Below are 13702 nucleotides of genomic sequence, written 5' to 3'. Positions count from 1 at the left end.
CAAAGCCCCTGACCGGAGCCAGACGATGAACCTTCTCCTGCTCGCCGCCGCCCTGTCCGGGGCCATGGCCGTCGCCGCTGGCGCGTTCGGCGCGCATGGCGCCTCCGGTCCGGCGGTCGACTGGTTCAAGACCGGCGGCCAATATCAGCTCGCCCACGCCATTGCCGCGCTGGTCGCGCTGAACCTCGGCGCACGGGGGCCGGGCTGGCTGTTCGTCGTGGGCGGTCTGCTGTTCGGCGGGTCGCTTTACGCCATGGCGCTCGGCGGGCCACGCGGCGTTTTGGGTCCGATCACCCCGCTCGGCGGCCTTGCGATGATCATCGGCTGGCTCTGGCTCGGCTGGATCGCGCTCAGGCGGTAGCGCGGACGCTTTCCTACGACCGGCGCCCCGCGCTAGCGTCGCGCCGCTCTTTCGCCGGTAAAGTCACCCGATCGCGATCGCGTAGGTATGGAACTGCGCGTCGCGTTCCCATCCGGCGCGGACATACAGTGCGTGCGCCGCGCTATTGTCGACCGCCGTCGACAGCGACATGCGCGCCGCTCCGCTGTCGCGCGCCACGTCGCAGGCGGCATGCAGCAACGCCGCGCCGATTCCGCGACAGCGCGCCTCGGGCCGGACATACAGGTCGTTCAGGATCATCGTCGGCTGCATCCGCACCGACGAAAAGCTCGGATAAAGTTGCGCGAAGCCGGTATCGTCGCCGGCGATCAGGATCACCGACTGCCCCTGTTCGGTCCGCTCGGTCAGGAACCGGCGCGCGCCCGCTAAGTCGCTGTCCTGGCCGTAAAATTGTCGGTAGGCGTCGAACAGCGGGACGACGCGATCGATATCCTGCAACGTCACGCGGCGGATATTGTCCATGGCCTTCCTCGCTCGCGGCCCGCACATGTCAACTTCCGCGCGTCCGCCGAATCACTATGCCGCAGCAAAGTCGAGCAAAGCCAACGTCTTGCCCGCCAACTGCGCCCGCACGACTACGCCGCGCAACCTTAACGTAGCGCAAACTTCGTCAACTTCCGCGCCTATTGTCCGAAACGGGCCTTTGCCGCCTGCGCCACCGCCTCGCGCGCCGCCGCCAGCAGCGCGCCGGCCTTCGCCTCGCACTCGCGCTGTTCATAGGCCGGGTCGCTGTCGGCGACGATGCCAGCGCCCGACTGGACGTGCATCACCCCGTCCTTGACCACCGCGGTGCGCAGCACGATGCACGAATCCATCGACCCGTCGGGGCTGAAATAGCCGACCCCCCCGGCATAGGCACCGCGCCGTTCGCGCTCCAGTTCGGCGATGATCTGGCACGCCCGCACCTTGGGTGCACCCGATACGGTGCCGGCCGGGAACCCGGCGAACAGCGCGTCCAGCGCATCCGCATCGGGGCGCAACCTGCCGACGACGTTCGACACGATATGCATGACATGGCTGTAGAATTCGACGGTATAGCTGTCGGTCACCCGTACGCTGCCGGTGGCCGCTACCCGCCCGACATCGTTGCGCCCCAGGTCGAGCAGCATCAGATGCTCGGCCCGCTCCTTGGGATCGGCGAGCAGGCTGGTCCGGTTCGCCTCGTCCTCCGCCGCCGTGGCCCCGCGCGGCCGCGTACCGGCGATCGGTCGGATCGTCACCTCGCCATCGCGCAGCCGGACGAGGATTTCGGGGCTGGACCCGGTCAACGCAAAGCCCGGCAGGTCGAGATGATAGAGGAAGGGCGACGGGTTGATTCGCCGCAGCGCGCGGTACAGTTCGAACGGTTCGAGCGGGAAGGGCGCGGTGAAACGCTGCGCCAGCACGACCTGGAAGATATCGCCCGCCGCGATATATTCCTTCGCCGCCGCGACCATCTCGCCATAACGACCCGCCGGCAGCGTCGGCGTCAGCGCCATCTCCGGCGCTTCGGCCAGCCGGGTGGCAGCGGGCAGGGTCGCTGCATCGAGCGCGGCGCAGGTCGCCTCGATCCGTTCGACCGAGCGCTCGACCGATGCCCCCGGCCATACCGGCGCGACGACGAACAGTGTGTCCGACAACCGGTCGAACACCAGCAGCACCGTCGGCCGCGCGAACATCATGTCGGGCAGGTCCAGCGCGTTCCCGGCCGCCTGGGGCAATTGCTCGACCAGCCCGACCGTCTCGTACCCGAAATAGCCGACCAGACACGCCAGCGCCGGCGGCAGCGCGCCGGGCACGTCCATTCGGCACTGCCCGACCAGCGTCCGCAGCGCCGCCAATGTCGGTTCGGCACAGGGCACGAACGCCGCGCGATCGGTCAGCCACCGCGCGTTGATCGCCGCCGCATGCCCCTCAGCCCGGAACACCAGATCGGGGGCAAGGCCAAGCAGGCTGTAGCGCCCGCGCACTGACCCGCCCTCGACCGATTCGAGCAGGAAGTCGCCGCGTCCCGGCTGGATCAGTTTCAGTGCCGCGGCGACCGGCGTCTCGGTATCGGCGACGCGCGTCGTCCAGACCAGCGCTGGACGCCCCGCCGCCAGTGCAGCCTGGGCCGCCGCTACCCCCTCGACGCCGTTCATTGCGCGGTGGGCGCGGCCGACCCGGCCAGTTCACCGCGGAGGCGGCTGATCGCCGCTGCGTTCTTGGTGACGCCGACCTGCCGGCGCACCGCTTCGACGAACTGTTCGGCATATTCGTTGCCACTGATCCGCCCCAACTCGCGGCCGATGCCGGTGATCGCCGCCTTGTCGGTGGTTGCGTTGCCGCGGGCGATGGAATCCAGATATACAACGATCCAGCCCTCACCGTCGGGCGCGGCGGTCAGCCGGGCCTTTTTCGGCGCCATCGCGAACATCAGCGACAATGCCGGCGGTACCTGTGCCCCAAGCTGCGACAGCTGCTGGCGCGATGCGGTCACCGGGCGGGGCGCAGGCAGGCGGGCACCCGACTGCGCGACGGCGGTGCCGAGCGGCATCCCGCCATTGACCTTGTTCAGGATTTGCTGCGCGATCACCCGCGCCGCCTTCATCGCCTGATCCTTCAGATACTGGCCGACCACCTGCTCGCGGATGTCCGCCAGCGGGCGCGGCGCGGCGCGGGTCACGTCGCCGGTCGCAACCAGCGCGAAGGTGCCGTCGGCCTGGGTCTGCACGATCTGCGGCGCGTCGCCCGCTTCGGCGGCGAAGCCGGCCTCGACGATCGGTGCCAGCGCCGGGTCGGGCTGGCCGGGCTTCATCGGGTCGATCCCCTGCGCGGTGATCGGGGCAGTCGCCTGCGCGGTCAGCTTGGCATCCGCGACGATCTCGTCGAAGGTCGCGCCGTCGGTGATGCCGCCGTCGATCTTCTCCTGCACCGCGCCAAGCGCCGTCGCGCTCTTGGTCTTGGTCAGTTCGGCGACGAGTTCGGGGCGGGCCTGGTCGATCGTCTTGCCGGGGACCTGCGTGATCGCATCGACCTTCAGCACCACGAAGCCGAGCGGCGCGCGCACCGGGCCGATCACCGCACCCTGCTTCGCGGCGAAGGCCGACCTGGCGATATCCGCCGAGGTCCGCGCCGCCAGCTGGCCCTGGGTCTGGCCGGTCAGCGTTACCGCTTCCAGCCCGAGCGGCGCGGCGGCTGCCGTAACGCTCTGGCCGCCGCGCACCGCCTGCGCAACGCGGTTCGCCGCCGCCTGATCGGCGATGACGACCTGCGACACGGTGCGGGTTTGCGACGGGGCGAAGCGAGCGGCGTTGGCGCGGTAGGCAGCCTGGATCTCGGCATCGGTCGGCGCCGATTGTGCCGCGACGCTCGCCGGGCTGACGATCGCATAGCGGATCACGCGGCGTTCGGGGATGGTGTAGCGGCCCTGATTGGCGGTGTAATAGGCTTGCAACTGCTGGGCGGTCGGCGCCGCCGGGGCGGGCAGGGCGGCGGTCGGCACGATCGCAACCTGTCCGGTCCGCGATTCCTTCGACAGCGAGGCATAGGGCAGCGCCAGCTGCTGCGGCAGGAAGCTGTTCTCGATCGTACGGGCGAGCATCATCCGGGTGAGCACGGTGCGGCGGAAATCGTCGCGCAGCTGCTGCGGCGTGATCCGCGCGCGCGCCAGCGCCTGATCGAACGCCTGCTGGCTGAACTTGCCGTCCAGCCCCTGGAATGCCGGCAGGCTGGCGATCTGTCCGTCGATATAGCGATCGCTGACCACCAGCCCGTGATCCCTGGCGAACTGCATCAGCGCCGAATCCGAAATGGCGCGTTCCAGCGACCCTTCGAACCCGCCAGCGGCGATATATTGCGCGGCGGTCAGCCCGGGTTGGCGCTGTGCCGCGTTCTGCACGTCGTTCTGAATCCGCTCGCGCAGCGCCGTGTCGCTGATCTCCTGATCGCCGACCTTCGCGACCGCGGCGCCGGCACCGCCCATCGATGCGGGACGCAAACCCTGGATATCCGCCATCGCGAACCCGACGGCGATCACCACCAGCAGTAGCAGACCGATGAAGATGCCGACCTTCGACTTGGTCATGCGCCTGAAGAAACCGAGCATCCGTGCAACCGATCAGAGGAATGAAAGGAGGCTGCTTTAGAGACGGGTCGCCGCCGCTTCAAGGTTGCGCGGACCGCCAGACACGCTATCGGCTGTAGAACATGTAAAACAGGCTGGGAGCCGGAACGATGAGTCGTCGCAAGCTGGTCGCGGGGAACTGGAAGATGCATGGGCTGCGCCGGCAACTGGCCGAGATAGAGACGATCGACGCCGCTGCCGCTGCCGCGCCGGGCGTCGATGTGGCGCTGTGCGTGCCGGCGACCCTGGTCCATCACGCCGCCGAGATCGCCAAGGCGGTGCGGATCGGGGGGCAGGACGTCCATGCCAATGATCGCGGCGCGCATACCGGCTGCCTGTCGGCGGAGATGCTGCGCGAGGCGGGGGCCAGTGTCGTGATCGTCGGGCACAGCGAACGCCGCGCCGACCAGAACGAAACCAGCCACGACGCCTGGGCCAAGGCAGCGGCGGCACGTCGGCAGGGACTGGACGTGATCCTGTGCTGCGGCGAGACCGAGGCCGAGCGCGACGCCGGCCGTGCCGAGCGCGTGGTGCAGGCGCAGATCGAGAAATCGGTGCCCGAAGGGGCGAGCGGCGACTGGTTCACGCTTGCCTATGAACCGCGCTGGGCGATCGGCACCGGTCGGACGCCATCCGCCGACGAGATCGCGCAGGTCCATGCGATTGCGCGTGCCAAGCTGCGCCAGATGGTCGGCGATGCCGCCGATGGCATCCGCATCCTCTATGGCGGGTCGGTGACCGCGGCCAATGCCGCCGCCATCCTCTCGATCGACGACGTCGACGGCGCGCTGGTCGGCGGTGCGAGCCTGACCGCCGAGAAATTCGTGCCGATCATCGAGGCTGCGGCAGCCTTGTAAACCCGGCGGAGCGGAAGGGCGGTCGACTGCGTTGACCGTCCGTCAGCGTATGTTCACTTGGCACCTGCTAACGACATACGCATCGCTTTTGCCGGGACTTGAACCATGCGCCTGCCGATCCTGATGCTCACTGCCGCCCTGTTCGCCACCCCTGCCGTCGCGCAGGAGCGCGCCGCCGCCGGGGAGAGGGCATTGGCGCGGATCGTCGAGGGGCGGACCGCCGGCAAGCCGGTCGACTGCATCAACCTGCGCGACATCCGCTCGAGCGAAATCGTGCCCGATGTCGGGATCGTGTACCGGATGAATAACGGTACCTTGATGGTCAACCGGCCGGAGGGGGCGCCGATCCTCGACCGCGACGACATTTTGGTCACGCGCACGATCGGCACGCAGTTGTGCCGGATCGATATCGTCAATCTGGTCGATCGCAATGCGCGGATGCCGAACGGGTCGTTGGCGCTGAACGATTTCGTTCCCTATTCGCGTCTGCCGCGCCGGGCGAACTGACGCTCTTGCGTCGCGGCGGCGCTTCGCCCATATGGCGCTTGGGAGTCGGGCGGACGATGCCGTCGCCAACCCGGTCAGGTCCGGAAGGAAGCAGCCGCAACGATTTCGCAGCGGGTCGTCCGGCTCCCACCTTTATCGCGGCGCGGCAAGGTCCAGCGCGCGACCCATCAGCCCGGTAAAGCGCAGATCGTCGACCGCTTTTGCGGGATCGTTGACGCCGCCTGACAGCGCATACCAGTCGCCGTCCTTGCCCTGTAGCAGGAAGGTCATGGTGAGGACGCCCGGTTCCGACCCGCCCTTGTAGCCGACATAGCGCCAGTTCGCCGCCGGTTCGGGCAGGCCGGGGTTCTTGGACAAGACGGCGCGCAGGTCCGCGCCGGCCGGGCCGTCGAAATGCCGCCGCAGCCAGTCCATCGCCCGCACCAGATCGTTCGGACTGGCGAACCATTCGAGCTGTTCGATGCGCAGCGGCTTGCCGTCCTGGAACAGCCCCGCCGGGATCGCGGCGATCGGCGTGTCGCGGACCGGCCCGTCGAGAAACGCGCGGCGCTGCGCCACCGGCATTGCCAGATATTTGCTGCCGAGCGCCCCGCCATCGACGCCCTTCAGCTTGAACACTTCGAGCGCACCGAGGAACGGCACGTTGCGCGGGCCCCCGTCGGTGAAGCCGACCACCGGCAGCATCGCCTCGACCTTCTGCCGGCCGAGTTGGAACAGCAGGATATCCGTCGCGCTGTTGTCGCTGACCGAAATCATCCGTTCGGCCAGTTCGCGAAACGGGATGCGCGTCCCCTTGGGCTGTTGCGCATAGCCGCCGCCGGGCAGTGCCGACCCGTCGAGCGTAACCATGTCGGCCCACTTGCGCTCGCCGGCTTCGATCGATCGCACGAGTTCGGCGAGGATCACCAGTTTGAAGGCGGAGCCGATCGCCAGTGGCATGGTCGGGGCATGCGCGGCGATCGACACCGGGGCACCGGTCCCCAGCTTCGAAAGCGCGAACCCGCTTTTTCCCGGCATTGCGGCCAATTGCTCGATCGCCGCCGCGACAGTGGCCGCCTGTGGGCCGCGTGGCTCGGCACCTTTGAACAGCAAGCCGACGACCTGATGAGGAGCGGCAGGATCGAGCGCGATCTCCGCGTTCAGTAATCCGCGTTCGAACCCGATCTGGAAACGGGCCATCAGTGGACCGACCGGTTCGACTTTCTCAACGCCGGTCGGCTTGCCGAGCGAACTGGTGATCTGCGCGATCAGCGCGTCCAGCTTCGCCTTGGGCAGGGCAGCGCGGAATGACGGCGCGAAGACCGCGTCGAAATCCCCACTTCCGCCTAGCAGCGCCACAACGTCGTCGGTTCGTTGCTTCAGTTGCGGCGACGGCGCAGCCGTGGTCGCGGCCGGAGCGGCGGGGGGCGGGGTGGCGGGGGTTGCGGTCACTTGCAGTGCCAAAGCGACCATGCCGATAGCGAACCCCATATTTTCCCCCGCTATTGTTTCGCCCGATCATGCGGGGGCAACCGGCGGGGGTCAATCGAGCATCAGGCGTCGATGACCTCGTCGTCGAGCCGCGCGGCATTCTCCTGGATGAAGGCGAAGCGGTGTGCCGGGTTGGTGCCCATCAACCGGTCGACCAGATCCTTCACCGCGGCCCGCTCCTCATATTCCTGCGGCAGGGTGATGCGGATCATGCTGCGGGTTTTCGGGTCCATCGTCGTTTCGCGCAGCTGGCCGGGGTTCATTTCGCCCAGCCCCTTGAACCGCGCGACCTCGACCTTCTTGCCCCGGAACGCGGTGCGCTCCAGTTCGGCCCGGTGCGCATCGTCGCGGGCATAGAGCGACTTCGCGCCGACGGTCAGGCGATAGAGCGGCGGCTGCGCCAGGTACAGATGACCGCGCCGCACCACCTCCGGCATCTCCTGAAAGAAGAAGGTCATCAGCAGCGTGGCGATGTGTGCACCGTCGACATCGGCGTCGGTCATGATGACGATGCGTTCGTAGCGCAGCGCATCGGGCTGGCAGTCCTTGCGCGTGCCACAGCCCATGGCGAGGATCAGGTCGGCGATTTCCTGATTGGCGAGGATTTTCGCACTGGTCGCCGAGGCGACGTTCAGGATCTTGCCGCGGATCGGCAGGATCGCCTGGCTCTTGCGGTCGCGCGCCTGCTTGGCCGACCCGCCCGCCGAATCACCCTCGACGATGAAGAGTTCGGTGCCGGCGGGATCGTCGGAGGCGCAGTCGGTCAGCTTGCCCGGCAGGCGTAGCTTGCGCGACGACGTTGCGGTCTTGCGCTTGACCTCGCGCTCGGCCTTGCGGCGCAGGCGTTCGTCCATCCGGTCGAGCACGAGGCCGAGCAGCGCTTTGCCCCGGTCCATATTGTGGCTGAGGAAATGGTCGAAATGGTCGCGCACCGCCCGCTCGACGAGGCTGGCGGCTTCGACGCTGGTCAGGCGGTCCTTGGTCTGGCTCTGGAACTGCGGATCGCGGATGAACACCGACAGCATCAGTTCGCAGCCGACCGTGACGTCGTCGGCGGTCATGTCCTTGGCGCGCTTGTTGCCGACCAGATCGGCGAAACCGCGCAGGCCCCGGACCAGCGCCTGGCGCAGCCCCTGTTCATGGGTGCCGCCATCGGGGGTGGGGATGGTGTTGCAGTAATAGCTGTAGCTGCCGTCGCTCCACAGCGGCCAGGCGACGGCCCATTCGACGCGGCCCGCCTCACCGGGGAAATCCTGTCGACCGGTGAAGAAATCGGCGGTCGCACATTCGCGGCCGCCAATCTGTTCGCGCAAATGATCGGCAAGGCCGCCGGGAAACTGGAAGACCGCCTCGGCCGGAACGTCGGTGCCGGCGACCAGTTCGGGGGCGCATTTCCAGCGGATTTCGACGCCGGCGAACAGATAGGCTTTCGACCGCACCAGCTTGTGCAGCCGGGCCGGCTTGAACTGGAGATCGGCAAAGATTTCGGCGTCGGGGGTGAAGGCGACCAGTGTACCACGGCGATTAGGTGCCGCGCCGACATGTTCGAGGGGGCCGATCGTCTGCCCCTGCGAGAAGCGCTGGCGATAGAGTTGCCGGTCGCGGGCGACCTCGACCACCGTATCGACCGACAGCGCGTTGACGACCGAGATGCCGACGCCGTGCAGGCCGCCCGATGTGGCATAAGCCTTTCCGGCGAACTTGCCGCCCGAATGCAGCGTCGACAGGATGACTTCGAGCGCGGACTTGTCAGGAAATTTCGGGTGCGGATCGACCGGGATGCCGCGGCCATTGTCGATGATCGTCAGCCGGTTGCCAACGTCCAGCTGCACCTCGATCCGCGTTGCATGACCGGCGACCGCCTCGTCCATCGCATTGTCGAGCACCTCGGCGGCGAGGTGGTGCAGCGCGCGTTCGTCGGTGCCGCCGATATACATGCCCGGCCGGCGACGGACCGGCTCCAGCCCCTCCAGAACCTCGATCGACGATGCGTCGTATGCAGGCGGGGTGGGGACGTTCGCTTCGAACAGATTATCGACCATGGCGGGCGTATAGAACGAAACGGGGTCATCCGCAAAGCGGGGTGACGGTCGGGGCGGGCATGGGCAAAGCCCATGCCGTCGGTCGCGGCTTTTCGCCGCGCCGGCCGCGCTGATCGCCGGATGCGCGACCGAGCTACGCTCGGCCTTGCGCGATCAGCGAACCCTGGGCCCACCATAAGGCAGCGGCGGCGGCGGGCGGCGATCACGACGCGGCAGCTGTGCCTGATAGGCGTGGCCGCAATGGTCGACGCAATAGGGGAAGCCCGGATTGACCTTGTCGCCGCAGAAGTGGAAGTCCGGCTCGCCCGGATGGCCGATCGGCCATTTGCAGATGCGGTCGTTCAGATCGAGCAGCGTCGTCTTGCCGGCGATCGCATCGCTCGGCCGCGCAGGGACCAGCCGGCGCGGCGGTGCGGGGGTCAGCGGTGCGGTCTGCTCGCCCGGATTCTGCCGCAGGAAGCCGCCGGGGCCGACCGAACGCATCACCGGCGCATCGTTGCGCGGCGCGGGCGTCGGGGCGGCGTCGTCCTCGTCCTCATCCTCCTCGTCGGCAGCATCGGCGCTGGTCGGCAGGGGCGTGAACGGATCGTTCTCGACCGGCTTGGGTGGCGGCGGCGGTGCGGCGACGACCGGTTCGGGCTTTGGTTCCGGAGCCGGCTTCGGCGCGGGCGGCGGGGCGGTCTCGACCACCGGCACGGGTTCGACCGGCGTGGGAGCGGGCTTCGGGGTTGCCGGTGCCGCCGCCTTCGCCGCATCGTTCGAGCGCACCGGCGAGGGACGCGATTGCAGGCCGAGGCGATGCGCCTTGCCGATCACCGCATTGCGGCTGATCCCGCCCAGTTCCTCGGCGATCTGGCTGGCGGTCATACCCGATTCCCACATCTTGGCCAGCGTCGCGATGCGTTCTTCGGTCCAGCTCATGCCCGTCCTAGTCCTTCATATTCCTGTGGCGCGCGGGCGACCATGATCCTTGCCGCCGCCTTCGCCAGCGATTAGGCGACACAGCCATGCAGGAACAATCCCCGTCGCGCGCAAAAATCGTCCTTGCCGACCCCGGCGTGCCGGTGATCCGGAACGTCAACTGGGGCGGGCTGCGCACCCTCTATATCAAGGAGGTGCGCCGCTTCTTCAAGGTGCAGCTTCAGACCATCTGGGCGCCGGCGGTCACGACGCTGTTGTTCCTCGTCATCTTTTCGGTGGCGATGGGCGGGGCGGGGCGCAGCGTGCTGGGCGTGCCGTTTCCGGATTTCGTGGCGCCGGGGCTGATCGCCATGGCGATGCTCAACAACGCCTTCGCCAATTCCAGCTTCGCGCTGCTGGTCGGCAAGATCCAGGGCACGGTGGTCGATTACCTGATGCCGCCGCTGTCGACCGGCGAGCTGCTGGCGGCACTGGTCGGCGGGGCGGTGACGCGGGCGTTCCTGGTCGGGATCGTGCTGTGGTTCGCAATGCTGCTCTATCCCGGCGTGCATGTCATGCCGCGCCATCCGGGTGCGGTGCTGTGGTTCGGGTTGTTCGGATCGGTGTTCCTCGCGCTGGCCGGGGTCATGACCTCGATCTGGGCGGAGAAGTTCGATCACGCCGCCGCGATCACCAATTTCGTGATCGGGCCGCTGACGCTGTTGTCGGGCACCTTCTATTCGGTAGAGGCGCTGGCACCGCATTTCCGCACGATCAGCCACCTCAACCCGTTCTTCTACATCATCTCGGGGTTCCGCTACGGCTTCCTCGAACGCGCCGATTCGCCGGTACTGCTGGGCGGCGCGGTGATCCTTGCGGTCGATGTCGCAATGGCGATCGGCTGCTACGCATTGCTGCGCTCGGGGTGGAAGCTCAAGAATTGACGTAAGCCCCAAAGGAGCGGTACAGCGGCGCTCCGGGCGGCCCGGTTGGCCGCCCTTTTGCGTTTTCAACGCCGTTATTTCTCAAAGGAGCAGTTCGATGACGACCCCCGCGCTCATGCCCGTCTATCCACGGTGCGGCGTGCGTCCGGTCCGAGGCGAGGGCTGCTACCTGTATGGCGAGGACGGCACCGAATATCTCGACTTCGCCGCCGGCATCGCCGTCAATGCGCTGGGCCACGGCCATCCCCACCTGACCAAGGCGATCCAGGAACAAGCCGCGACGCTAATGCATGTCAGCAACCTCTACGGTTCGCCGCAGGGCGAGGCATTGGCGCAGCGGATCGTCGACAACAGCTTTGCCGATACGGTGTTCTTCACCAATTCGGGCGCCGAAGCGGTCGAATGCGCGATCAAGACCGCACGCCGTTTCCATTTCGCCAACGGCAATCCCGAACGGCACACGCTGATTACCTTCAACCAGGCGTTCCATGGCCGCACGCTCGGCACCATCTCGGCGACTAATCAGGCCAAGATGCGCGACGGGTTCGAACCGCTGCTGCCCGGCTTCAAATATGCCGAGTTCAACGATCTGGAAGGCGCGCTGGCGCTGATCGACGACAGCACGGCGGGGTTCCTGGTCGAGCCGGTGCAGGGCGAGGGCGGTTTGCGCACGGCGACGCCCGAGTTCCTGAGCGGCCTGCGCAAGGCATGCGACGAACGCGGGCTGCTGCTGGTGCTCGACGAAGTACAGTGCGGCTATGGCCGGACCGGCACGCTGTTCGCCCACGAACAATATGGCGTGAAGCCCGACATCGTATCGGCGGCCAAGGGCATCGGCGGCGGCTTCCCGTTCGGCGCATGCCTCGCGACCGAGGAAGCGGCGAAAGGCATGGTGTTCGGCACGCATGGGTCGACCTATGGCGGCAACCCGCTGGCGATGGCGGCGGGGCAGGCGGTGCTTGACGTGATGTTGGAGCCGGGCTTCTTCGAGCATGTGAAGACGATGGGCGACCGGCTGCGCTCGAGCCTCGAACAGATGATCCCGAACCACGATCACCTGTTCCAGGAGATTCGCGGCATGGGCCTGATGCTCGGCATCAAGCTGAAGTCGGACAGCCGCCGCTTCGTCGCGCATCTGCGCGATCATCACCAGCTGCTGACGGTGGCGGCGGGCGACAATGTCGTCCGCGTGCTGCCGCCGCTGGTGATCGAGGAGCGGCATATCGCCGAGGCGGTGGAGAAGCTGTCCGCTGCCGCGCGGGTGTACGTACCCGTCGCCGACGATTGATCAATGAGTCCTCCCCGGGACGGGGAGGGGGACCATGCGAAGCATGGTGGAGGGGGACCGCCCCATAGCGCAGCGCCGGTGGAGCACCCCCTCCACCGTCCTGCGGACGGTCCCATTCCCCGTGCCGGGGAGGATTTACTCAATATGCGCCATTTCCTCGATCTCGCCTCGGCCGGTGCCGACGGCATCGCCGCCATCCTCAACGACGCGCTGGACGCGAAGGCCGCGCGCAAAGGCTGGCCGAAGGGGCGTGCCGATGCCGACGCCTCGCTCGCCGGCCACACGCTTGCCTGCGTATTCGAGAAGTCATCGACCCGTACGCGCGTGTCGTTCGACATGGCGATGCGCCAATTGGGCGGTTCCGCGCTCGTGCTCGATGCCGGTACGACCCAGCTCGGCCGTGGTGAAACCGTTGCCGATACCGCGCGCGTGCTGTCGGGCTATTGCGACGCGATCATGGTGCGCACCGACGATCCGGCCAAGCTGGACGAAATGGTCCGCTATGCTTCGGTTCCGGTCATCAACGGCCTGACCGACCATTCGCATCCCTGCCAGATCGTCGCCGACCTGCTGACCGTGATCGAAGCGGGCAAGAGCCTGCCGGGTACGAAATGGGCGTGGCTGGGCGATGGCAACAACGTGCTCCACTCGATCGTCGAGGCGGGCGCGCTGATGGGATTCGACGTCGTCGCCGCCTGTCCCGAAGGCTATGATCCGTCGCCCGAGGTGCTGTCGGCAGCGGGCGCGCGGGCGACGATCACCCGCGATCCGATCGCGGCGGTGCGCGATGCCGACGTCGTCGTTACCGATACCTGGATCTCGATGGGGCAGGCCCATGCCGAACAGAAGCTGGCGGCGATGGCACCCTATCAGGTCGATGCGGCGCTGATGGCGCATGCAAAGCCCGACGCGGTGTTCCTCCACTGCCTGCCCGCGCATCGCGGAGAGGAAGTAACGCCCGACGTCATCGACGGAGCGCAATCGCTGATCTGGCCGGAGGCGGAGAACCGCCTGCACGCGCAGAAGGCGATCTTGCGCTGGTGCTTCGGCCTGGTCGGTTAGTCTGAACCGACCCGGACGGGGTGACCTGTCCGTTGCCGGCCATTTCGCACGCGCAACATGACGCAAAGCGCTTGCGGAATCAGGTATCGGCTCCCATGTGAGCGATCGATCACAGTTTGCCCGGCTGCCGGGCCACAGGGAGCCCGAT

General features: G+C 67.5%; 12 protein-coding genes and 1 other RNA gene. 7 read left to right on the top strand and 6 right to left on the bottom strand.

Annotation, left to right across the window (positions count from 1 at the left end; all coding sequences use genetic code 11):
* Positions 1-25 precede the first annotated feature (25 nt).
* Complete coding sequence (locus ACTHQV_RS11320; RefSeq protein WP_242116502.1) at positions 26-361, top strand: DUF423 domain-containing protein; 336 nt, start codon at positions 26-28, stop codon at positions 359-361.
* A gap of 63 nt (positions 362-424) precedes the next feature.
* Here ACTHQV_RS11320 and ACTHQV_RS11315 read toward each other — a convergent pair whose 3' ends face one another.
* The 3 genes from ACTHQV_RS11315 to ACTHQV_RS11305 all read right to left on the bottom strand — a co-directional run bounded on the left by ACTHQV_RS11315 (position 425) and on the right by ACTHQV_RS11305 (position 4466).
* Positions 425-862: an N-acetyltransferase family protein gene (locus ACTHQV_RS11315; protein WP_440490342.1), complete on the bottom strand. Its 438-nt coding sequence runs from the start codon at positions 860-862 to the stop codon at positions 425-427.
* Between the two features lie 161 nt (positions 863-1023).
* Positions 1024-2520, bottom strand: a complete 1497-nt coding sequence (trpE, locus tag ACTHQV_RS11310; protein ID WP_440490341.1) for an anthranilate synthase component I — start codon at positions 2518-2520, stop codon at positions 1024-1026.
* Positions 2517-4466 carry a SurA N-terminal domain-containing protein gene (locus ACTHQV_RS11305; protein ID WP_440490340.1) on the bottom strand — a complete coding sequence of 650 codons (1950 nt, stop codon included), beginning with the start codon at positions 4464-4466 and terminating at the stop codon, positions 2517-2519. The genes trpE and ACTHQV_RS11305 overlap by 4 nt, the downstream gene beginning before the upstream one ends.
* Positions 4467-4594: 128 nt before the next feature.
* On the opposite strand from ACTHQV_RS11305, the gene tpiA reads away from it, so the two are divergent.
* The 3 genes from tpiA (at position 4595) to ffs (ending at position 5981) form a co-directional block, all read left to right on the top strand.
* Positions 4595-5341, top strand: coding sequence for a triose-phosphate isomerase (gene tpiA, locus ACTHQV_RS11300; protein WP_440490338.1), 747 nt, complete (start codon positions 4595-4597; stop codon positions 5339-5341).
* Positions 5342-5446: 105 nt separating this feature from the next.
* Positions 5447-5848 (top strand): hypothetical protein, encoded by a 402-nt coding sequence (locus ACTHQV_RS11295; RefSeq protein WP_440490337.1) that lies wholly within the window; start codon positions 5447-5449, stop codon positions 5846-5848.
* Between the two features lie 38 nt (positions 5849-5886).
* Positions 5887-5981, top strand: an RNA gene (gene ffs, locus ACTHQV_RS11290) — signal recognition particle sRNA small type.
* On the opposite strand, the gene ACTHQV_RS11285 is transcribed toward ffs, so the two are convergent.
* The 3 genes from ACTHQV_RS11285 to ACTHQV_RS11275 all read right to left on the bottom strand — a co-directional run bounded on the left by ACTHQV_RS11285 (position 5981) and on the right by ACTHQV_RS11275 (position 10281).
* Entirely contained in the window at positions 5981-7318 is a 1338-nt protein-coding gene (locus tag ACTHQV_RS11285; protein WP_440490335.1) for a serine hydrolase, read from the bottom strand. The genes ffs and ACTHQV_RS11285 overlap by 1 nt on opposite strands.
* A gap of 62 nt (positions 7319-7380) precedes the next feature.
* On the bottom strand, positions 7381-9360 hold the full coding sequence (gene parE, locus ACTHQV_RS11280) for a DNA topoisomerase IV subunit B (RefSeq protein ID WP_440490334.1): 1980 nt from the start codon (positions 9358-9360) through the stop codon (positions 7381-7383).
* Positions 9361-9513: 153 nt separating this feature from the next.
* Positions 9514-10281, bottom strand: a complete 768-nt coding sequence (locus ACTHQV_RS11275) for a GcrA family cell cycle regulator (protein WP_440490333.1) — start codon at positions 10279-10281, stop codon at positions 9514-9516.
* Positions 10282-10367: 86 nt separating this feature from the next.
* Between ACTHQV_RS11275 and ACTHQV_RS11270 the strand changes: the two genes are divergently transcribed.
* From ACTHQV_RS11270 to argF, 3 genes are all read left to right on the top strand, one after another.
* Positions 10368-11204 (top strand): ABC transporter permease, encoded by an 837-nt coding sequence (locus tag ACTHQV_RS11270; RefSeq protein WP_440490332.1) that lies wholly within the window; start codon positions 10368-10370, stop codon positions 11202-11204.
* Between the two features lie 97 nt (positions 11205-11301).
* Positions 11302-12492: an aspartate aminotransferase family protein gene (locus ACTHQV_RS11265; RefSeq protein WP_440490331.1), complete on the top strand. Its 1191-nt coding sequence runs from the start codon at positions 11302-11304 to the stop codon at positions 12490-12492.
* Positions 12493-12636: 144 nt separating this feature from the next.
* Positions 12637-13554, top strand: a complete 918-nt coding sequence (argF, locus tag ACTHQV_RS11260; RefSeq protein ID WP_440490330.1) for an ornithine carbamoyltransferase — start codon at positions 12637-12639, stop codon at positions 13552-13554.
* The last annotated feature ends 148 nt before the right edge of the window (positions 13555-13702 follow it).

The sequence above is a fragment of the Sphingomonas sp. SAFR-052 genome, assembly GCF_051965015.1.
In the GTDB taxonomy this organism is placed as follows: Bacteria; Pseudomonadota; Alphaproteobacteria; order Sphingomonadales; family Sphingomonadaceae; genus Sphingomonas.
This window is presented reverse-complemented; position numbering and strand designations above follow the sequence as displayed.